Annotated in this window: 19 protein-coding genes; 11 read left to right on the top strand and 8 right to left on the bottom strand. The window is 71.1% G+C overall.

Annotated elements, in window-relative coordinates:
- Window positions 1–10: 10 nt before the first annotated feature.
- From FGX59_RS11100 to FGX59_RS11135, 8 genes are all read right to left on the bottom strand, one after another.
- On the bottom strand, window positions 11–1420 hold the full coding sequence (locus FGX59_RS11100) for an FAD-binding oxidoreductase (RefSeq protein ID WP_138466603.1): 1410 nt from the start codon (window positions 1418–1420) through the stop codon (window positions 11–13).
- Window positions 1417–2283 carry a PfkB family carbohydrate kinase gene (locus tag FGX59_RS11105; protein ID WP_138466604.1) on the bottom strand — a complete coding sequence of 289 codons (867 nt, stop codon included), beginning with the start codon at window positions 2281–2283 and terminating at the stop codon, window positions 1417–1419. The genes FGX59_RS11100 and FGX59_RS11105 overlap by 4 nt, the downstream gene beginning before the upstream one ends.
- Complete coding sequence (locus FGX59_RS11110) at window positions 2280–3134, bottom strand: sugar phosphate isomerase/epimerase (RefSeq protein WP_138466605.1); 855 nt, start codon at window positions 3132–3134, stop codon at window positions 2280–2282. Before FGX59_RS11110 ends, FGX59_RS11105 begins: the two co-directional genes overlap by 4 nt.
- Complete coding sequence (locus FGX59_RS11115; RefSeq protein WP_240722389.1) at window positions 3131–4006, bottom strand: carbohydrate ABC transporter permease; 876 nt, start codon at window positions 4004–4006, stop codon at window positions 3131–3133. Before FGX59_RS11115 ends, FGX59_RS11110 begins: the two co-directional genes overlap by 4 nt.
- On the bottom strand, window positions 4003–4959 hold the full coding sequence (locus FGX59_RS11120; protein WP_138466606.1) for a carbohydrate ABC transporter permease: 957 nt from the start codon (window positions 4957–4959) through the stop codon (window positions 4003–4005). Before FGX59_RS11120 ends, FGX59_RS11115 begins: the two co-directional genes overlap by 4 nt.
- Window positions 4960–4964: 5 nt before the next feature.
- Window positions 4965–6251 carry an ABC transporter substrate-binding protein gene (locus FGX59_RS11125; RefSeq protein WP_138466607.1) on the bottom strand — a complete coding sequence of 429 codons (1287 nt, stop codon included), beginning with the start codon at window positions 6249–6251 and terminating at the stop codon, window positions 4965–4967.
- A 45-nt stretch (window positions 6252–6296) separates the two neighbouring features.
- The gene (locus FGX59_RS11130; protein ID WP_240722390.1) at window positions 6297–7325 is read right to left on the bottom strand and encodes an SIS domain-containing protein; all 1029 of its coding nucleotides are present in this window, start codon (window positions 7323–7325) and stop codon (window positions 6297–6299) included.
- Between the two features lie 230 nt (window positions 7326–7555).
- Complete coding sequence (locus tag FGX59_RS11135) at window positions 7556–8578, bottom strand: LacI family DNA-binding transcriptional regulator (RefSeq protein ID WP_138466608.1); 1023 nt, start codon at window positions 8576–8578, stop codon at window positions 7556–7558.
- 183 nt (window positions 8579–8761) lie between these two features.
- On the opposite strand from FGX59_RS11135, the gene FGX59_RS11140 reads away from it, so the two are divergent.
- The 11 genes from FGX59_RS11140 to FGX59_RS11190 all read left to right on the top strand — a co-directional run bounded on the left by FGX59_RS11140 (window position 8762) and on the right by FGX59_RS11190 (window position 19368).
- Window positions 8762–9013 (top strand): helix-turn-helix domain-containing protein, encoded by a 252-nt coding sequence (locus tag FGX59_RS11140; protein WP_138466609.1) that lies wholly within the window; start codon window positions 8762–8764, stop codon window positions 9011–9013.
- Window positions 9013–10338, top strand: coding sequence for a type II toxin-antitoxin system HipA family toxin (locus tag FGX59_RS11145; RefSeq protein ID WP_138466610.1), 1326 nt, complete (start codon window positions 9013–9015; stop codon window positions 10336–10338). The genes FGX59_RS11140 and FGX59_RS11145 overlap by 1 nt, the downstream gene beginning before the upstream one ends.
- Before the next feature lie 171 nt (window positions 10339–10509).
- Entirely contained in the window at window positions 10510–10827 is a 318-nt protein-coding gene (locus FGX59_RS11150; RefSeq protein ID WP_171060608.1) for an STAS domain-containing protein, read from the top strand.
- Between the two features lie 12 nt (window positions 10828–10839).
- Complete coding sequence (locus tag FGX59_RS11155; protein ID WP_138466612.1) at window positions 10840–11205, top strand: response regulator; 366 nt, start codon at window positions 10840–10842, stop codon at window positions 11203–11205.
- Window positions 11202–13112: a chemotaxis protein CheA gene (locus FGX59_RS11160; RefSeq protein WP_138466613.1), complete on the top strand. Its 1911-nt coding sequence runs from the start codon at window positions 11202–11204 to the stop codon at window positions 13110–13112. The genes FGX59_RS11155 and FGX59_RS11160 overlap by 4 nt, the downstream gene beginning before the upstream one ends.
- Window positions 13109–13639 carry a chemotaxis protein CheW gene (locus FGX59_RS11165; protein ID WP_138466614.1) on the top strand — a complete coding sequence of 177 codons (531 nt, stop codon included), beginning with the start codon at window positions 13109–13111 and terminating at the stop codon, window positions 13637–13639. Before FGX59_RS11160 ends, FGX59_RS11165 begins: the two co-directional genes overlap by 4 nt.
- A complete protein-coding gene (locus FGX59_RS11170; RefSeq protein ID WP_138466615.1) occupies window positions 13636–15312 on the top strand; it encodes a methyl-accepting chemotaxis protein in 1677 nt (558 codons plus the stop codon). Before FGX59_RS11165 ends, FGX59_RS11170 begins: the two co-directional genes overlap by 4 nt.
- A 5-nt stretch (window positions 15313–15317) precedes the next feature.
- Window positions 15318–15806, top strand: a complete 489-nt coding sequence (locus FGX59_RS11175; RefSeq protein ID WP_240722403.1) for a chemotaxis protein CheW — start codon at window positions 15318–15320, stop codon at window positions 15804–15806.
- Between the two features lie 8 nt (window positions 15807–15814).
- Entirely contained in the window at window positions 15815–16654 is an 840-nt protein-coding gene (locus FGX59_RS11180; protein WP_240722392.1) for a protein-glutamate O-methyltransferase CheR, read from the top strand.
- A gap of 15 nt (window positions 16655–16669) precedes the next feature.
- On the top strand, window positions 16670–17770 hold the full coding sequence (gene cheB, locus FGX59_RS11185; protein ID WP_138466618.1) for a chemotaxis-specific protein-glutamate methyltransferase CheB: 1101 nt from the start codon (window positions 16670–16672) through the stop codon (window positions 17768–17770).
- Window positions 17767–19368 carry a hypothetical protein gene (locus FGX59_RS11190; RefSeq protein ID WP_138466619.1) on the top strand — a complete coding sequence of 534 codons (1602 nt, stop codon included), beginning with the start codon at window positions 17767–17769 and terminating at the stop codon, window positions 19366–19368. The genes cheB and FGX59_RS11190 overlap by 4 nt, the downstream gene beginning before the upstream one ends.
- Window positions 19369–19855 lie beyond the last annotated feature (487 nt).

A 19855-nucleotide genomic window follows, 5' to 3' on the forward strand; every position in this document is an offset into this window, starting at 1 on the left:
CTCCTTCTGCTCACTGGCCGGGTTTCAGCTCGGAGATCGCGCGCACCAGCCGCGAGGGGCGGCGGTTGGCGATCTCCAGGTCGTTGCGGCGGCGGATCGCGCCGCGCACCAGCCGCGCGCCGAGATAGCGCAGCGGTTCGGGCGGCAGCTTGGCGCGCCCTGCGAGGCCGACAAGGCCGCTGCGGCTCCAGCGGTCGTCGCGGCCGAGGACCAGGCTTGCGAGGATGCGCGCCCCCACCGGGGTCTGGGCGATGCCGGTGCCGTTGAAGCCCGTGCCGTAGAAGAGCCCGGGGATCTGCGCGCTCTCGCCGAAGACCGGCAGGTGGGCGGCGGTGCAGTCGATCGGGCCGGACCAGTCATGCGTGACCTCGAGCCCGGCGAGCGGCGGATAGACCCGGGCCAGCTCGCGCCGGTTGTCGCGGCCGCGCTCCGGGTTCCGGTTGAAGCTGGCGCCGATGCGGTTGGCATAGGCGACATGGCCGCTGCCGCGTCCGAAGATCACCCGCCCGTCCCGGCTGCGCTGGTAGTAGAGCACATTGGCCTGGGCGTCGCAGATCGACTTGCCGTCGGTCCAGCCGAGCGCGTCCAGGGCGTCGCCCGCGGGCGCAGTGGCGATCACCTGGCTTTCGACGACATACATGTAGGGGGCGAGCTCGGGCAGGGTGGCGGCCCAGGCATTGGTGGCCAGCACGACCTTCGGCGCCGTCATGCTGCCCGCGGCGGTCTTCACCGTCAGCGGCGCGCCGGGGGCGATGGCGGTGACCGGGCTCGCCTCGTGGATCGCGATCCCGCGGGAGAGGGCGAGATCGCGCAGCCCCAGCGCCAGCCGCCCGGGATGGACCGTGCCGGCCCGGGTCTCGGCGATCCCCTGATAGGAGACGTCCGAGCCGGTTTCGCGCGCGATCCGCGCCGCGTCGAGCGTCTCGAAGGGCATCAGGCCGGCCTTGCGGCAGCCGTCCATCGCGGCGTCCCACGCGCCTTCCTGCGCGGTCGAGCTTGCCGTCCAGTACCAGCCGTCGAGCCGCAGATGCATGTCGATCGCGCCCGAGGATTGCAGCGCCTCCAGCTCGCCGATCGCCTCGGCAGTGGCCTGGCAGAGGGCCAGCGCCTCTTCGGCGCCGACCAGGCGCTCCAGCAGGTCGATCTCGGCGAACCAGCTATGGACCTGGCCGCCATTGCGCCCCGAGGCGCCCGCGCCGCAATGGCCGGCCTCGATCACGGCGATGCGCAGCGCGGGATCGGCCTCGCGCAGGCGCAGCGCGGTCCAGAGCCCGCAGAAGCCGCCGCCGATGATGGCGACATCGGCCTCGGCCGCGCCGGAGAGCGGCGGGGTGGCCGGCGCGGCCCCGGCCTCTTCGAGCCAGTAGGACCGGGTGCCGGGGGCGGCGGGAACGGGGAGTTGCAGTCGAAGTTCGGTCATGCGGGATCTGCCGTGGGAATATGGTCGGAATACTTGCGGAGCAGCCAGTCCGGAACCGGGTGGAGCGGCTGCGGGAAGCCGCCGGGATGCAGGCAGGTGGCCGCGGCTGCCTGCGTGGCGCGGGCCAGTGCCGCGCCGGGGGCGGCGCCGCCGAGGACCCGCGCGGCCAGGAAGGCGGCGATGAAGCTGTCGCCCGCCCCGCAGGTGTCGACCACCTCGATCCGCTCGGCCGGGGCATGGTGCAGCGCCTCTCCGTCATGGAACCAGGCGCCACCGGCGCCGCAGGTCACGACCGCCTGGCGCGCGCCCTTCGCGAGGAGCCGGGCGATCTGGTCCGCGGGCGGTGCGCTGCTGCCCGATCCGGCGGCAAAGGCCAGCGCGGCGCCCGCCAGGTCCTGCTCGTCATGGCGGGTGGAGAGATCGACGCTGAACGGGATGCCGCGCTCGGCCAGCAGGGCCAGAAGCGCGGGGCTGCTATTGGTGCCCAGATGCACCCAGGCGGCGGCGCCGAGCCGGGCGAGCCGGGCCGCGTCGGGGACATAGCCGAGCCCCGCGCCCAGATCCTCGAGCAGGAACTCGCGGTCGCCCGCGCTCTCGAGCAGGAGCGTCACCGCGGTGGCGCCCGTGCCGGTTTCCAGATCGGCGGGGTCGAGCCCGTTGCGGGCCAGCTCGGCGGCGATCATCTCGGCCTCGCCATCCCGGCCGACCCGGCCGAAATAGCAGGCCGGCAGCCCGGCGCGGCGCCATTGCACGGCGACGTTCAGCGCGTTGCCGCCCACCGCCATATGGCCGTGCGAGAGGAAGACATCGAGGCAGTTGTCGCCGACCGCGATCAGCGGGGAGGGGGGATGGTCCGCCGTCATGCGGGCTCCTTTGCGGTATCGGTCCAGGGCGCGAACCCCGCGAGGTTCTGCGCCCAGGCGGCTACGGGGTCGCTTGCGTAGCGCCCGTCGCCGAAGGGTTCGAAGGCGAAGCTGCCGGCATAGCCGGCCGCCGCCAGCGCGCCGAGATGGCGCCCGAGGGGCAGCGTGCCGTCGCCCCAGGCGAGATGGCCCGCGGGCGTGCCGTCGGCGATATGGACATGGGCGAGGCGCGGGCCGAAGTGCGCGGTGTAATCCGCCACCGTGTCGCCGGCCGCTTCCATGGCGACGAGGTCGAGCACGGCGTCGATGCCGGGATGGCCGATCGCGGCGAGCATCGCGCCAAGCTCCGCGGCGGTGTTGACGATATTGCTCTCGCGCCGCTGCAGCGGTTCCAAGAGGAGGCGCAGCCCCAGCCCGTCGGCGTGCCCGGCAAGATCGCGGAGCTCTGCGGCGGCGCGGGCGGCGGCCTCTTCCGGGGGCGCGGTCTCGTCGCCGCGCCCGCAGGTGGCGAAGAGGTTGCGCGCGCCCAGATCGGCGGCGATCCGGGCCGCCTTGCGGAAATGCGCCCGGCTGGCGGCGCGCAGATCCGGGTCGGGCGAGGCAGGATTGACCGGATAGGCGACCTGTTCGGGCGTCAGGCAGTGGAGCGACAGCCCCGCCGCCTCCAGCTCGCGGGCCAGCCGGGCGATCCGGGCGGGGCCCGCCCGCTCGATATCCAGATGCGGCGCGATCCCCCAGAGCTCGATCCGCGCGATGCCGCTTGCCGCCATCGTGTCGAGGAAGAGCCCGAAGGGCACGTGCTGGAAGCCGAAATTCGACCCCAGCAGCCGGTCCGGCGCGAAGCCGGTCATTTGCCGATCCCCTCGGTCAGGCCGCGGATGAAGTAGCGCTGGGTCAGGAAGAACACGATCACGATGGGCAGGGCCGAGATCGTCATCGCGGCGAAGACCTGGGCGAAATCCGTGCCGTGCTTCGACATCAGCGAGGTCAGCCCCACGGGCAGAGTCCGGGTCTCGGGCGAGTTGGTGAAGATCATCGCGAAGAGGTACTCGTTCCACGCGAAGAGCACGTGCAGGATCACGCAGGAGACCAGGATCGGCCGGCAGAGCGGAAGGATGATCTTGCGGAAGATCTGCCCCTCGCTGGCGCCGTCCATCCGTGCCGCCTCGTCGAGATCGCGCGGCAGATCCAGCATGTAGGCGCGGATCAGGAAGGTCGTGAAGGGCACGCGGAAGGCGGTGTAGAGCAGGATCAGCGCCCAATGCGTGTTGTAGAGGCCGAAGTCCTGCATCATCCGCACCAGCGGCACCAGCGCCACGGTCGGGCTGAGCATCATGCCGCCCAGGATGAAGCCGACGACTAGCGGCTGGCCGGGGATCGTGGTGCGGGTCAGCCCGTAGGCCGCCCAGGCGCTGATGAAGACCGTGGTGACGATCGAGACGCCGGTGACGACCAGGCTCGAGAGCACGAACTGGCTGACGCCGTTCTGCCAGGCGGCGGCATAGGCGGCGAAGGACCAGTGCGCGGGCAGGGCGAAGGGGCTGTTGAAGATCTCGGCATTGCTGCGGAACCCGTTCATCGCCATCCAGATCAGCGGATAGAGCACCAGCGCCGCGATCGCGACGAGGAGCGCCTGAAGCATGGCCCGGCCGAGCAGCGCCCAGGGCGCGCGCGCGGGCACTGCGTCATCGGCGGCGGCCGGCATGTGGGAGATATCGGTCATGCGGCGACCCTCCGGCGGCGGGTGTACCAGAGCTGCGCCAGCCCGCAGGCCATGGTCACGGCGAAGATCAGCGAGCCGATGGCGGCGGCATAGCCCATCTCGTTCTGGCTGAAGCCCATCTGGTAGAGCCAGGTGCCCAGCACCTGCGAGGAATTGTTCGGCCCGCCCGCGGTCATCACCATGACCTCGTTGAAGACCTGGAAGGCGCCGGTGATGGTGACGATGATCATCATCCCGGTCATCTCGCGGGTCATCGGCAGGGTGATCGACCACAGCTGGCGCAGCGGCCCCGCCCCGTCCATCCGCGCCGCGTCGTAGAGATCGCGCGGGATCTTCTGGATCGCGATGGTGAAGAGCAGCGTGGAATAGCCGAAGCCCTGCCACTGGCTCATGGCGATGATGGCGTAGATCGCGGTGGAGGCGTCGCCCAGCCAGGCGCGCGACCAGTGGCCGAGCCCGAGCGCCGTCAGCAGCCCGTCGAGGATGCCGATATCGGGCTGGTAGATGAAGTAGAAGAGCAGGCCGGTGACCGTGGTCGAGATCGCCGAGGGGATGAAGTAGACCGCCCGCCAGATGTTGCGCATCCGCCGCGTGGCGATGTCCTCGATGATCGAGGCCAGCACGAAGGCGCCGAAGACCTGGAAGACGATGGACAGCACCGCATAGGCGAGGTTGTTCGCCAGCGCGCCCAGCACCACCGGATCCTCCGCCAGGCGGCGGTAGTTCTCCAGCCCGACATTGCGCACCTCGCCGGTGAAGATGTCGCTCGAGGTCATGCTGACGCGGAAATTGTCGAAGATCGGGTAGTAGACGAACCACCCGACAATCAGGACGGCGAGGGCCACCCACCGCCAGGCAAGGAAGCGCCGGGCCGCCGGGGACAGCCGGAGCCCGGAGAGGACGGAGCCGTTGCCGGCGGCTCCGTCGATCGGCAGGGAGAGCGTCCGTGCCATGCGGGTCAGTTCGAGACCGACATGGCGGCCTTGCGGACGGCGGCCATCACCTCCTCGGCCGAGGAGGTCCCGCCGGCGAAGCCCTGGAATTCCGACAGCCAGGCGGCGGCGACGCGCGGATGGTTCACCGTGTCGAGCCAGGGCACCAGGTAGGAGGCCTCGGCGATGGCGTCGAGCCCGGCGACCACGGAGGGGTTCATGCTCTCGGGATCGCTGCCGCCGATCACCGCGCTCGGCTGGCCGTAGGGCGGCGCCGAGAGGGTGCGGCCATTGGCCTGGCTGGTGGCGAATTTCATGAAGTCGACGGCCAGGGGGATGTTCTTCGAGGCCGAGGAGATCATGTAGCCCTCGGGCGCGCCCTCGAGCGCCATCGGATCGCCCGCGGCGCCCTCCGGGGCGGGCAGCGGGAAGAAGCCGAACTCCTCCGGCGTCAGCGCGGTATCGGGCCGCGCGGCGCTGTCGAATTCGATGATCTCCTGGTAGTACATCGCCGATTTGCCGTCGCTGAGCTGCTGGATCGCGGTCTGGTAGGAGATGCCGTTGACATCCGGCCCGGCGGTGCAGTGCTCTTCGAATTCGGCGAACTGCCCCAGCGCGGCCAGGTAGCCCGGGTTGTCGTAGCTGGCGGTGGCGGGATCGAAATCCGCCTCCAGCACGTCGCGGGGGACGTTGTAGGCCAGGAGCTGGCCGAGATAGTGCAGCCCCGCCCAGGGCTCCTTGTTGCCGAAGGAGACCGGCAGGTAGCCCGCCGCGCGGATCGCGTCGCAGGCCGAGAGCAGCGCGCCGAAGGTCTCGGGCACCTCGACCCCGGCCTCGGCGAAGACCGGCTTCGAATAGCCCATGAACTTGGCGTCGAGATAGAGCGGGATGCCGTAGTACTTGCCGTCATAGACGAAGGCGTCGACCGCGGCCGGGGCGAAGGTCTTCCCCCAGTCGGTACCGGGGCCGATGATGTCGGTGAGGTCCGCGGCGCGCTTGCCGCGGACGAAGTTCCCGCCCCAGGTCCCGGTCCAGGAGAAGAAGATGTCGGGGATCGCATTCGACGCCACCAGCGTGCTGGTCTTGCCCTTGATGCTGTCGTCATCCTCCTGGATCAGCTCGATCGTCACATCGGGATGCATCGCCTCGTATTCCGCCGCGAGATCGGTGAAATAGGGCTGCAGCCGCTGCATGCCGAACTTGGTGAGGATGCTCAGCGTGCCGGAATAGTCGACCTCCTGCGCCGGGGCGGTGCAGGGCGCCAGGGCCGTTCCAGCTGCGAGAAGGGCCGCTATCGTCGTGATCCTAGTCATCTTCTGTCTCCTGTTGGGAAAGGGCGCGGTCTTGTCGGTTTTTTCTCAGTATTCGACGCGCTTGTAGTACCGGCGGGTGGTCAGCGGATGGTCGCGCAGCACCTCCAGATGGGCGCTGAGCCGCTCCAGCAACGTCGCCAGGACGACCGGCGAGACCAGGGCGCGGACCTCGTCGGAAATCCCGGGCAGCGCAACATCGGCGCTGTCGAGGACGCGCAGCTTGTCGGTATAGCGCCGGGCGAAGGCCTCGACCCGGTCGCCGAGCGGGCGGCAGGCATCCTCGCCCTTGAAGAGGAAGACGCTGACCCCGGGCTCGACCAGCTCCAGCGTGCCGTGGAAGAAATCGGCGGCATGCACGGGGCGGGTGCGGATCCACTGCATCTCCTCGAGGATGCACATCCCGTAGTAATGCGCCTCCGGCCAGACCGCGCCCGCACCGGTGAAAATGTGGTAGTCCTCGTCCTTGATCTCGGCGGCCAGCCGCGCGGCCTCGGGCTCGTAGGCGGCCTTGGCGGCGACCAGCAGTGCCGGCAGCGTCGCCAGCTCGGCCGTGATCGCGTCGTAGTTCGAGATCGCGCCGGTCTCCTGCAGCAGCGCCAGCATCAGGATCGCGGTCTGCAGGTAGAAGCTCTCCGACGAGGTGTCGTCCTCGGCGAAATTGGTGAAGGTCTCGTCGGCATCCTGCCCCAGCGGGGTGTCGGCATGGCCGGTCAGGCTGAGCGTCTTGACGCCGCGCGCCTTGAGGAACGCGAGCAGCGCGACGCTTTCCTTCGTGGTGCCCGAGAGCGAGGGCAGGATGGCCAGCGCCTTGCCGTCGAGCCCGGCGGGCGGGGCCAGCACGGCCTGGGCGGGGAAGCAGGCGGAGACCGGGAAGGCGGAGTGGCGCTGCGCCAGCTCGATCGCGGGCAGGGTCAGGAGCTGCACGCCGCCGGTGCCCATGAAGAAGATGCGCTCCACCCCGGCCTCGAGGAAGCCGCGGATCATCGGGCGGGCGGTCGCGGCCAGCGCCACCGCGCCGCTCTGGATCCGGACGAAGCGCTCCTCGTCGAAATTCAGCATGTTGTCGTCCAGCATCGGGACAGGTCCTTGTTCTTGGCATGCAGGCTCCGGCACCCGTGCCGGAAGGGCACGTGCGGAGGCCGCAAACGCTGTCGGTTCGTCAGTCTGAGACCGGTCTCACATCGGGCCGGAAGAAACGGCGCAAGCGCCGCTCCGGCTCGGACTGAGACCGGTCTCACATGCAGTCTAAGGCAGAGAGCCCGCGATCTGGCAAGCGCTTTCTTCGGGGGGCGGGGCGGCCGGGATCAGCTGCCGCGGGGCCGCGAAACCGAGCCGCGGATGGTCAGCTGGGTGGGGAACTGGACATGCCGGGCCGGCGCGCGGCTGCCCTGGATGCGGGCCATCACCATCTCGACAGCCAGCGGTCCGATCTTCTTAATCGGCTGGGAAACAACGGTAATCTGCGGATCCGAGAAGGTCGCCATGTCGAAGTCGTCGAAGCCCGCCAGCGACACGTCATGCGGCATGGAGAGCCCCAGAGAGCGGAAGGCCAGCATCGCCCCCTGGGTGATCAGGCTGTCGACGGTGAAAAGCGCGGTCGGCGGGTTCTGCCTGCGAAACAGCCGTATCGTGGCGTCGATCGCATGCGACACGGTCGAGGGTGATTCGATGATCAGCGACTCGTCGGCCGGCAGTCCGTGCGCCTCCAGCGCCTCGCGGTAGCCGGCCAGCCGGTCGCGGGCGGTGCCGATGCGGCTGTCGTCATGGATCAGCGCGATGCGGCGGTGGCCCTGGCGGATCAGGTACTCCACCGCGCCGCGGGCGCCCTTGCGGTTGTCGACGGTGATCTGGTCGCAGTCGAGCCCCTCGGGGACGCGGTCGATCAGCACCATCGGATAGCCCTCGCGGTGCATCTCCTCGAGCTGCGGATTGCGGTCGGAGGAGGCCGGGGCGATGATCAGCCCGCGCACCGCCAGCGCGCGCAGGCTGTCGATTACCTGCCGCTCCTGCGCCGGATCCTCCTGGCTGGCCGCGATCAGCAGGTTGTGGCGGCTGCCGCGCAGCGCCATGTCGAGGTCATGGGCGATCTGCGAGAAGAACGGGTTGAGGATGTCGCCGGGGATGAAGCCGACCAGCGGCAGCTCGCCCTGGCGCAGCGCCTGGGCGATGCGGTTGCCGCGATAGCCCAGCTCGCGCGCAACGCGGCGCACCCGCTCGGCCGCCTCGCCGCCGACATAGCCATAGCCGTTCAGCGCCCGCGCCGCCGTCGCCCGCGAGACATTCGCCGCTGCCGCGACATCCTTGATCGTGACCGCCTTGGGCTTCATCGGTTGCGCGGGCCCGGAGTTGCTGCCTGGTCCCGACCTCCTAGCCCATGCCGGGGGAGGCCGCAAAGTGTTCCGCGCGGCGGCGGCGTCCCGGCCCGTGTTTATCCGGTATGGCGTATATTTTCTGATTATACGCTCTAGCGGATATTGCCATTTTATGCGGCCTGGCGTATATCATCACCCATGTCGGACCTCGCCCGCACCCCCCGCCAGATCGGCACCCTCATCCAGCGCGCCCGCAAGCAGCGCGGCTGGAGCCAGGGCGTCCTGGCCGAGCGCGCCGGGCTGCGCCAGGCGACGATCTCGGCGATCGAGGCCGGGGAGCGTCCGGCGCGGCTCGACTCGCTGCTATCCGTGCTTGCCGCGCTCGACCTGGAATTCCGCATCGGCGCCCGCACAAGGGCGGAGCCCGGCGATATCGAGGATCTGTTCTGATGGGGCGCCGTCCGGCGCATCCGCCGCTGCGGGTCTACCTGAACAACCGCCGGGTGGGCACGCTGACGCGCGATGCCGGGGGGGCGGTCGCCTTCGCCTACCATCCCGACTGGCTCGGCTGGGCGCCGGCGCTGCCGGTCTCGCTGTCGATGCCGCTGCGCGAGACGCCCTATCGCGGCGCTCCGGTGCTGGCCGTGCTGGAGAACCTGCTGCCCGATTCCGACCCGCTGCGCCGCCGCGTGGCGGAGCGGGTGGGCGCGCCGGGCACCGATGCCTACAGCCTGCTCTCCGTGATCGGCCATGACTGCGTCGGCGCGCTGCAATTCGTGGCGGGCGAGGCGCCGGCGCCCGACAGCACCGCGCGGCTCGAGGGCGAACGGGTGGACGAGGCGGGGATCGAGGCGCTGCTGACCGGGCTCGGCCAGGCGCCGCTTGGCCTGCGCGGCGAGGATGCCTTCCGCATCTCGGTGGCTGGGGCGCAGGAGAAGACCGCGCTGCTCTTCCACGAAGGCGGCTGGATCCGCCCGCATGGCGCCACCCCCACCACCCATATCCTGAAGACCCGGATCGGCCGTTTGCCCGGCGGGCTCGACCTGTCGGACAGCGTCGAGAACGAGTTCCTCTGCCTGGCGCTGGCCGCGGCCTTCGGGCTGGAGACCGCCCGCGCCCGCATGCTGCGCTTCGGGGACACGGCGGCGCTGGCGGTGGAGCGCTTCGACCGGCGCTGGACCCGCGACGGGCGGCTCCTGCGGCTGCCGCAGGAGGATTGCTGCCAGGCGCTCGCCGTGCCGCCGACGCTGAAATACCAGAGCGACGGCGGGCCGGGCATGGCCGATCTGCTGCGCCTTCTCGAGGGCAGCGACCGCCCCGCCGAGGACCGCGCGGCCTTCCTCAAGGCGCAGGCGGTGTTCTGGCTCCTCGGGGCGACCGACGGGCATGCCAAGAATTTCAGCCTCTTCCTCGGCCCTGGCGGCAGCTACCGGCTGACGCCTCTCTATGACATCCTGACCGCGCAGCCCGCGCTGGAGTCGCGCGGGATCGAGCGCAAGCAGATGCGGCTGGCCATGTCCGCGGGCGAGCGCGGGCATTACCGCATCGACAAGCTCCATGGCCGCCATTTCGTCCAGACGGCGCAGAAGGCCGGCATGTCGCGCCGCGGCGCCGCCGCGCTGGTCGAGGAGCTGGCCGAGGCGGTGCCGGGCGCGGTGGAGGCCGCCCTCGACGGGCTTCCGGCGGGCTTCCCGGAGGCGCTGGCCGCGACGGTCGCGCGCGGGATCGCGGCGCGCCGCGACGGGCTGCGCCTAGGGGGAACGGGCGGGATCTGAGGCGGCGCGCCGCCGCCAGGTTCCGTTAACTTCTTGTTGAATGTGTAGAATATTCTCCGCTTTCGGGCGGCGTTCGCCGTGCAATCCGCTGGCCGTGGCAAAGGTGGATTAACTTCGCGGGTCTAGACCGGGGCGAGTCCCGCCGGTCTGCGCAAGTGAGGAGGGTTGCCGTTGGACGATGCCGTTCTGTCAGGATCCGCCGATATCCGGTCCTGCGCCGCCTGGCGCGATCAGCTCTGCGCTGCACTGGAGCAGCGGGCCGAAGAGGTCGCGATCGATGCCGCGGCCGCGCCCGACATGGCGGCGCTTCAGCTCGTGGTCTCGGCCGTGGCCGCGGCCCGCGCCGAGGGCCGCACGCTGCGCATCGCCATGGAGGAGGGATCGCCCGCCGCGCTGCTCTGGGCGCGGCTGGCCTTCGACGCCCTGCCCGAAACCTGCCTCCGCCCACCCGCCGCCCGTCCCGCAACTCCGGCCCTGGCCGGTCCCTGAGCAGGAGCCTGAATGCAAAAGACAATCCTCGTCGTCGACGACTCGCCCTCCGTGCGCCGCATGGTCTCCATGACGCTCAAGGGCGCGGGCTTCGCCGTGGTGGAGGCCGATGACGGCCGCGCCGCGCTGGCCGCAGCCGAGCGCAGCCTCCCCGACATCATCATCACCGACCAGAACATGCCCAATCTCGACGGGATCGGCTTCATCAAGGCTTTCCGCGCCCTGCCGCAGAGCGCGGGCGTGCCGGTCATCTTCCTGTCGACCGAGACCGAGGACGCGATCAAGGCGCAGGCCCGCGCGGTGGGCGCGATCGGCTGGATGACCAAGCCCTTCAATGACGAGAAGCTGCTCTCGGTGGTCAAGCGGGTGGCCGGATGATCGACGATCCCGAAGGCCAGGCGCTGTTCGAGGCCGAGGCGCGGCAACTGACCGAGAGCCTGGAGGCCGGGCTGCTGGCATTGCGCTCCGCCACCGGCGACCGGGCTCTGATCGACGGCGTGTTCCGCGACCTGCACACGCTCAAGGGCACCGGCGGGATGTTCGGCCATGCCGCGCTGGCCGCCTTCCTGCATGATTTCGAGACCGCCTTCGAGGCGGTGCGAGACGGCTCGCTGGAGGTCTCCGGCCCGCTGATCGAGCTGTCGCTGAAGGCGCATGACCATGTGCTGTCGCTGCTCGCCGGGGGCAGTCCCGAACCGGGCGAGCAGCTGCTGGCCGATCTCGGCGCGCTGCGCCGGGCGGGGACGGCCGCGGCGGAGGGAGCCGCGCCGCGGCGCATCCGCATCCGCTTCGCGCCCGACACGCTGTCGCTGGGCGGGGTGCCGGGGATCGTGCTGGACGGGCTGCGGGAGCTCGGCGCCACCGCGATCCGGCCGCTGATCGGCGACCTGCCGCCGCCTGCGGCGCTCGATCCGGCGGAGCTGCATATCGCCTGGGAGGCGGAGCTGCCCGCCGGGATCGGCGATGCCGAGCTGGCCGAGGTGTTCCTGTTCCACGAGGAGGCGCTCGAGATCCTCGCCGATCCCGCGCCCGGGGCCGCACAGCCGCCGGCGGAGGAGACCGGGGCCGCCCCGCCATCCGCGGCCGAGGCGGCGGCCGGTCCGCCGCGGCCGCGCGACGGCGCGATGATGCGGGTCTCCGCGGAGCGGCTCGACGAGATGATGGACCGGGTGGGCGAGCTGGTCATCGCCGAGGCGCGGCTGGCCGATCTGGCGGCGCGCTCCGGCGATCCGCAGCTCGTCGCCGTGGCAGAGGAGATCCAGCGCCTGGCGACGGGCATGCGCGACACCACCATGTCGATCCGCATGACGCCGATCGCCTCGATCATCGGCCGGTTCCGGCGGCTGGTCCACGATCTCAGCCAGGCGCTCGGCAAGGAGATCGAGCTGCGCGTCGAGGGCGAGGAGACCGAGCTCGACAAGACGGTGATCGAGATGCTCGCCGACCCGATCATGCACCTGATGCGCAACGCTGCCGATCACGGGCTGGAATCCGCGGAGGAGCGGCGCGCCATGGGCAAGCCCGGCACCGGCACGATCACGGTGCGCGCGCAGTATTCCGGCGCCGAGGTGCTGATCTCGCTGATCGATGACGGCCGCGGGCTCGACGCCGCGCGGATCCGCGCCCGCGGGATCGAGCGCGGGCTGATCGGCCCGGAGGAGGAGCTGGCCCAGGGCGACCTGCTGAAGCTGATCCTGGAGCCCGGATTCTCCACCGCCGCCCAGGTCACGGAGCTGTCCGGCCGCGGCGTCGGCATGGATGTCGTCAAGCGCACGATCGAGCAGCTGCGCGGCAGCATCGAGATTTCCAGCGAGCCCGGCCATGGCGCGGCGATCCATCTGCGCCTGCCGCTGACGCTGGCGATCATCGACGGCCTGCTGGTCGAAGTGGCCGGAGAGCGCTACACGATCCCGCTGGCGGCGGTCGAGCATATCATCGAGCTGCCCGCCGAGAAGGCCGAAGCCGGGGCGGCGCCGCAGCTTCTCAACATCCGCGGCAAGCTGGTGCCCTTCCTGCGGCTGCGCCAGCTCTTCCGCTCGGACGGGGCGGCGGGGCCGCACCAGAAGGTCGTGGTGGTGATGTCGGGCGAGCTGCGCGTCGGGCTGACCGTCGACCAGATCATCGGCTCCAGCCAGACCGTCATCAAGCAGCTCTCGCCGCTCCATGCCACGCAGAAGACCTTCTCGGGGGCGACCATCCTCGGCGACGGCACCGTGGCGCTGATCCTCGACGTGCCGCAGCTCGTCGCCTTCGGCCAGGCGCGCGAGGAAAGGGAGGCGGCATGACCGGACTCTCCTCCTCGGCCCGGCCGACCGCAGATGCGGCAGGCGGCCGGGACATGGTCACCTTCCGCCTCGGCGGCGAGCTCCTGGCCCTCCCGACCGGCATCCTGCGCGAGATCCTCGAGCCCGTGCGCACCACGCGGGTGCCGAACGCGCCCGATTTCGCCCCGGGGCTGATCAATGTCCGCGGCGCGGTGGTGCCGCTCGCCGATCTGCGCGTGCCGCTGCGCATGCCGCGGCCCCCGGCGGACGAGCACACCCGGATCATGGTGGTCGAGCTGGTGCTGAACGAGATCCCCTCGGTCGTCGGCATCCTCGCGGAGCGGGTGCACGAGGTCACCTCGATCGACGATGCCGCGCTCGAGGACCTGCCCGGCGTCGGCACCACCTGGCCGCCGCAATTCGTCATCGGCATCGGGAGGTGGCAGGACAGCTTCGTCATGCTGCCGGATCTCGACGCCATCTTCTCTGCCCATCTCGCCGGTGAGTCCGGTGCCCAGCCGACTTCCGGAAAGGACTGCCTGCCATGAGACTGACCCTGAAACTGAAGCTCATCGTCACGCTTGCGCTGCTGATCGGGGCGTCGAGCCTCGCCAGTTTCATGGCGCTCGACAGGCTTGCGGGCATGCAGCAGCGGATGGAGGACGTGGTCCATGTGCAGGCGGAGCGCGTGCGCCTGACCGAGGAGCTGGGCAAGGAGCAGCTGCGCGTGCAGCGCGATGTGCGCGAATACATCCTGGCGGAAGCCGCGGCCACCCGGGCCGAGGTGCGCAGTTCCATGGCCGCCTCGAATACCTATCACGACGAGACTTTCAGCCAGCTGCGCGCCATTGCCAGCGAAGCGGGGCGCGCGGAGATGGAGCGCTACCAGCAGGTTCTCGACGAGATCCGCAGCACGAATGACCGCGCGATGACGATGGCGGACCGGAACGACGCCCTCGGCGCCTTCCGCTTGGTCAATGGCGAGGGCAAGAGCCACTGGCAGGACATGGAAAGCGGCCTCGATGCCATTCTGGCGCGCAATGTCGAGATGCTCTCGGCGGCGGCGGAAAGCGCCGCCCGGAGCTACGCCTCGTCCCGCAATCTGACGATTGCCATCATGATCGGCATCGCCGCGGTCGGCGCCTGCGCCGGGCTCTGGATCGTCATGACGATTTCAAGCGGGCTCAGCCGCGGCATCCAGCTGGCGCGCAAGGTCTCCGGGGGAGATCTGACGGAGACGGTCGATGTGCGCTCCAATGACGAGGTTGCCGATCTGCTGCGCGCGCTCAACGAGATGGTGACGCAGCTGCGCCGCGTGGTCGGCGAGGTGGCCGGCGGCTCGGCCCAGGTCGCCTCCGGGTCGGGCGAGATGGCCGCGACGGCCGAACAGCTCAGCCAGGGCGCGACCGAGCAGGCCTCCTCGACCGAGGAGGCGTCGAGCTCGATGGAGCAGATGGCCGCCAATATCAAGCAGACCGCCGACAATGCCGCCGAGACCGAGACGATGGCGGCGAAATCGGCGCAGGACGCGCGCGACAGCGGCGTCGCCGTGGCCGAGGCGGTGCGGGCGATGAAGACCATTTCCGAGCGGATCCTCGTCGTCCAGGAGATCGCCCGCCAGACCGACCTGCTGGCGCTGAACGCCGCGGTGGAGGCCGCCCGCGCGGGCGAGCATGGCCGCGGCTTCGCGGTCGTCGCCTCCGAGGTGCGCAAGCTCGCGGAGCGCAGCCAGACCGCCGCGGGCGAGATCAGCGGCCTGTCGGGCACCACGGTCCAGGCGGCCGAGGATGCCGGCAAGATGCTGGAGAGCCTGGTGCCCGATATCGAGCAGACCGCGGGGCTGGTCGCGCAGATCTCCTCGGCCAGCCAGGAGCTGGCCACCGGGGCGGGCCAGGTCAACCTGGCGATCCAGCAGCTCGACAAGGTCACGCAGGAGAACACCTCGGCCTCCGAGCAGCTCTCCTCCACCGCCGAGGAGCTGTCTGCCCAGGCCGAGGGGCTGCGCAACGCGATGTCCTTCTTCCGCCTCGACGACCGGCCGCGCAATGCCGCGGGCCAGCCGCCCGAGCGGCGCAAGGCGGCGCGGCCGAATGCCGGTCCGGCCCGCGGCCGCGAGCTGCAGGGCGGCGGCTTCGATTTCGACCTCGGCACCGGCGAGGACGCGCTTGACGCCGCCTTCACCCGCCATGCCGAGGGACGCCGCCAGAGCCCGGCCGCGTGAGTGCCATGCAGCGGGCCGAGACCGTCGTCACCTTCGCGCTGGAGCGGACCATTTTCGCCATCGAGGTGCGCAACGTTCAGGAGATCCTGTCGCATGTGCCCGCGACCCGCCTGCCGCGGGCGCCCGCGCATCTGCTCGGGCTGATCGACGTGCGGGGCCGCTCGGTGCCGCTTGTCGACCTGCGGCTGCTCCTTGGCGAGACGCCGCGCGAAGAGGATGACCAGACCCGGGTGATCCTGCTCTGGGTCGGCCAGGGCGGGAGCCGCTACCTGGTGGCGCTGCGTGTCGACCGGGTGATCGAGGTGGCGCTGCTCGACGAGGACGGCCGGGTCTCGGCGCTGGAGGAAAGCGCGCTCTTCGACTGGGACGAGCGCATGGTGGAGGGAATCGGCCGCCGCGACGGGCAGTTCGTCATCCTGCTCAGGCTGGCGGCGATGTTCGATCCGGCGGTGGCGGCAGCGGCGAAGGCCAATGCGCCGCCCTCGGCGGCATGAGCCTTGCCATGGCGGAACCTGCTCTCAGGCGGCGGCTGCGCGACATGCTCCTGGAGACGACCGGGATCAAGATCCCGGACAGCAAGACGCCGATGATGGAATCGCGCCTGCGCCGGCGCATCACCCATTGCGGCGCCTCCGGGCTGGACGACTACCTGGCCTATGTCTTCCAGGGCGGCGGGCTCAGCGAGGAATGGCCGCATGTGGTGGACGCGATGACCACCAACAAGACCGATTTCTTCCGCGAGCCCGCGCATTTCGACATGATGGCGCATCGCGTCCTGCCCGAGGCGCTGGCCGGGACGCGGCCCGGCACGCACCGCCGTTTCCGGCTGTGGAGCGCGGCCGCCTCGACCGGGGCGGAGGCCTATTCGCTGGCGATGCTGCTGGCCGAGGCCGCGCTGGCTGCGCCGCAGCTCGACTGGGCGATCCTGGGCACCGACATCTCGCCCTCGGTCCTGGCCAAGGCGCGCCGCGCGATCTATCCGGTGGCCGAGCTGGCCCCGGTCTCGCCGCCGCGCCGCGCCCGCTTCGTGATGAGCGGCACCTGCCCCGACGGCCAGGCCTCCGGACGGATCGTGCCAGAGCTGCGCCGCCGGGTCCGCTTCGCCGAGCTTAACCTCATGGAGATGCCCTACCCGGTAGACACGGAGCTGGACGCGATCTTCCTGAGGAATGTCCTCATCTACTTCACACCGGACACCCAGGCCGCGGTGATTGCGGCGCTGGTGCCGCATCTCAGACAAGGAGGCTACCTGTTTGTCGGACATGCCGAATCCATGGTGGTCGATCACCCCGAGCTGGTCCAGCTCGCGCCCGCGGCCTTCGTCAAGCGGCGCCGGAACTGAACGGGGAGCGCGGGCATGCCGACCGTGAATGTCCTGATCGTCGATGACAGCGCCGCCGCGCGGGCGGGGCTGAAACGGCTCCTGGACGCCGATCCCGGCATTTCCGTGATCGGCATGGCGGGCGACGCCTTCGACGCGGCGCAGCAGATGCGCCGCCGCCTGCCGGACGTGATGATCCTCGATCTGGCGCTGCCGAAGATGGACGGGCTGACTTTCCTGGGAAAGATCATGGCGCAGCATCCGATGCCCGTGCTGATCTGCTCGAGCCATGCAGGCTCGGGTTCCGACCAGGCCTTCCGCGCGCTGGAGCTGGGCGCGGCCGGGGTGATCGCCAAGCCGCGGATCGCCAGCCAGCAGGACCGGGACGAGGCGCAGGTCGCGCTCTGCGACGCGGTGCGCGCCGCGGCGGCCACGGCGTCAGGCCGGACCGCGCGCGCGCGGCCGGCCCCGCCCGCCGCGGCGCGGCCCGGGCCGAAGCTGACCGCCGATGCCGTGCTGCCGCCTGCGCGGCCGGTCGCGGGCCATGCGGTGCGCGGCGGCCCGCTCGTGGCGATTGGCGCCTCGACCGGCGGGACCGAGGCGCTGCTCGCGCTCCTGCGCGCGCTGCCGCCCGCCGCGCCGCCGATCGCCATCGTCCAGCACATGCCGGAGAATTTTACCGCCGCCTTCGCCCGCCGTCTCGACGGGCTCTGCGCGATCGAGGTGCGCGAGGCGCAGACCGGCGACCATGTGGCGCCCGGCCAGGCCCTGATCGCCCCGGGCAACCGGCACATGGCGCTCCTGCGCCAGGGCACCGGCTACCGGGTCAACATCCTCGAGGGCCCCTATGTCGCGCGCCACCGCCCCTCGGTCGACGTGCTCTTCCGCTCGGCGGCGCAGCAGGCCGGGCAGGGCGCGCTCGGCGTGCTGATGACCGGGATGGGCGATGACGGCGCGCGCGGGCTGCGCGAGATGCGCGATTTCGGCGCCCAGACTTTCGTCCAGGACGAGGCGAGCTGCGTGGTCTTCGGCATGCCGAAGGAGGCGCTGGCGATGGGCGGTGCCGCCCGGTCGGTGCCGCTCCAGCGGATCGCGGGCGAGATCATGCGCTGGTCCGGGGGGCAGGTCGTGGCATGACGGCAGGATCCCGCGGAACCGGCGGCGCGGCGCCCTGGCGCGAGGCGGAGGAGCTCCGCCGCCGCATCGAGCCGGTCTTCGACCAGGCGCTGGAGCAGATCTTCGACCTCTTCGGGCGGCTCGATACCGGCCGCGACATGCTCTCGGCCCTGGCCGAGAAGGTCGGCGGCGAAACCATGGGCGAGGTTGCCGAGATCTCGCGCCTGCTCGACGGTGCGGTCCGCCAGCTCCACGAGGAGGCGGTGTCGCGCCGCGCCGCGACCGAACGGGTCTCGCCGCTGGTGCGCCGCATCCGCGGTCACCTCGACGCGCTGCGGCGCAAGGCGCGGATGGCCTCTATGGTGGCGATGAACGCGCAGGTGGCCAGCGCCTCGGTCGGCCGCGACGAGGGCTCGCTCGACATTTTCGCGACCGAGATGCGCAGCCTGCTTGGCGGGCTCGACGGCACGATCGGCAAGATCGACGCGGCGATCTCGAAGAGCCTCGACCAGATCATGGCGGAGCGCGAGGCCGCGGCCGCGACCGAGCGGCAGACGCTGCGCGCCGTGCTGCCCGCCATCCGCCGGATTTCCGCGCGCGCCACGGACCTGTCGCAGGATGCGCGGCTGGGCCAGGCGGCCGGGCTGCTCGGGACCCAGGTCGCGGGGTTCCGCCGCACGCTCGGCACGATCATGAACGACCTGCAATGCGGCGACGAGCTGCGCCAGCGGCTGGAGCATGTCGCCGCCATCCTCGGCGACGGCCGCGGCCTGCCGCGCGCGACCGCAGAGCTACTTGCGCTGCGGCTGCTGGAGGCGGCGGTCGCGGATTGCGGCGCGCGCCTCGCCGCCGCGCTGGCGGCGCTGCGCGGTCTGGGCGCGGACGGCTCGGCCGAGACAGGCCGCGAGATCCGCGCCATCGGCGACAGCCTGGAGGAGATCGACGGGCTGGCGGGCCAGGCCGCCGAGCTGCAGCAGCTTCTCTCGGCCCTGCGCGAGCGCATCCCCCAGCCCGGGCGCGGCGGCGGTGCGGCGACCTTCCAGGTGCTCGATGCCGCGGCCGAAAGCATCGCCGATGTCGGCGAGCTCGACAAGCGCCTGACTGTCGTCGGGATCAACGCCATCCTGGTGTCGGCGCGGCTCGGCGACCGCGGCAGGGCGATGAGCGCCATCGCGGTGCAGCTCAACCAGATCACCGCCGAGATCACCACCGAGATGGCGGAACTGCGCCGGACCGTGGCGGAGCTGCGCGGACTCGGCCGCGACTCCAGCCGGCTCGGCTCCTCCATCGTCGAGGTGGCAGAGGGGGCGGTGGCGACGCTGCAGGCGCGGACGTCGGATCTGGCGGCGGGCATGAACGGCAGCAGCGCGGCGCTGGCCTCGCTTGATGCCGGTGGGATGGCGCCGATGGCCGGACGGCTTGCCGCGCTGGCGGGCGATCTGCAGCGTCTGGGAGCGCTGGCAGCCGCGGCGGCCGTTCCGGCGCCGGTCCCGCCGGGCGATCCGGACAGCTGGGCGGCGCTGCGCGCGATCTACACGATGGCGCCCGAGCGGGCGGTGCATGACGCCATCCAGGCGGCCCTGACCCCGGCGCCGAGGGAGGAGTCCCTGGCCGGCTAGCCCCCTGAGCCGGGGGCGGGTCGGCCACGCAGGCAGCGCGGTAAGGCGGCCGGAAGTTGTGCCGTGCCGTGCCTCGCCCACAGGGGGGGTTCGGAGCGCAACCGGCAGCACGCCGTGTCTGCATGCTGCCGAGATCCGGAGTGCCGGGTGACAACCGTCCGGGCCAGTCCGGCGCGGTGATTGCCTTGGGCGATGAACTCCAGCGGGCTGCAAAGGGTGCGCGGGCAAGGCGATCAACGCGGCCGAGCCGGAGCTTCAGACGATGGGAATTCTTGCCATGCTTGCGGCCAATGTCGGTGTCCTTAACCGGCGGGCAACCGGAATGGAGACGCGGCGGCCGACTGAAAGCGCGCCGGCTGCCTGTGGAGAGGCCGGCCGGACCGGGAGCCGGCGTGCGGCGTATGTCCTGCCTGCGAACCTGCGAAGACCCTGTTTCACGGGGCGGCCGGGTTTCCTTGCCGTGGCACGGGGCTGCCCATGGCGTCCC

This window comes from Poseidonocella sp. HB161398 (assembly GCF_005870025.1).
Lineage (GTDB): Bacteria > Pseudomonadota > Alphaproteobacteria > Rhodobacterales > Rhodobacteraceae > Mangrovicoccus.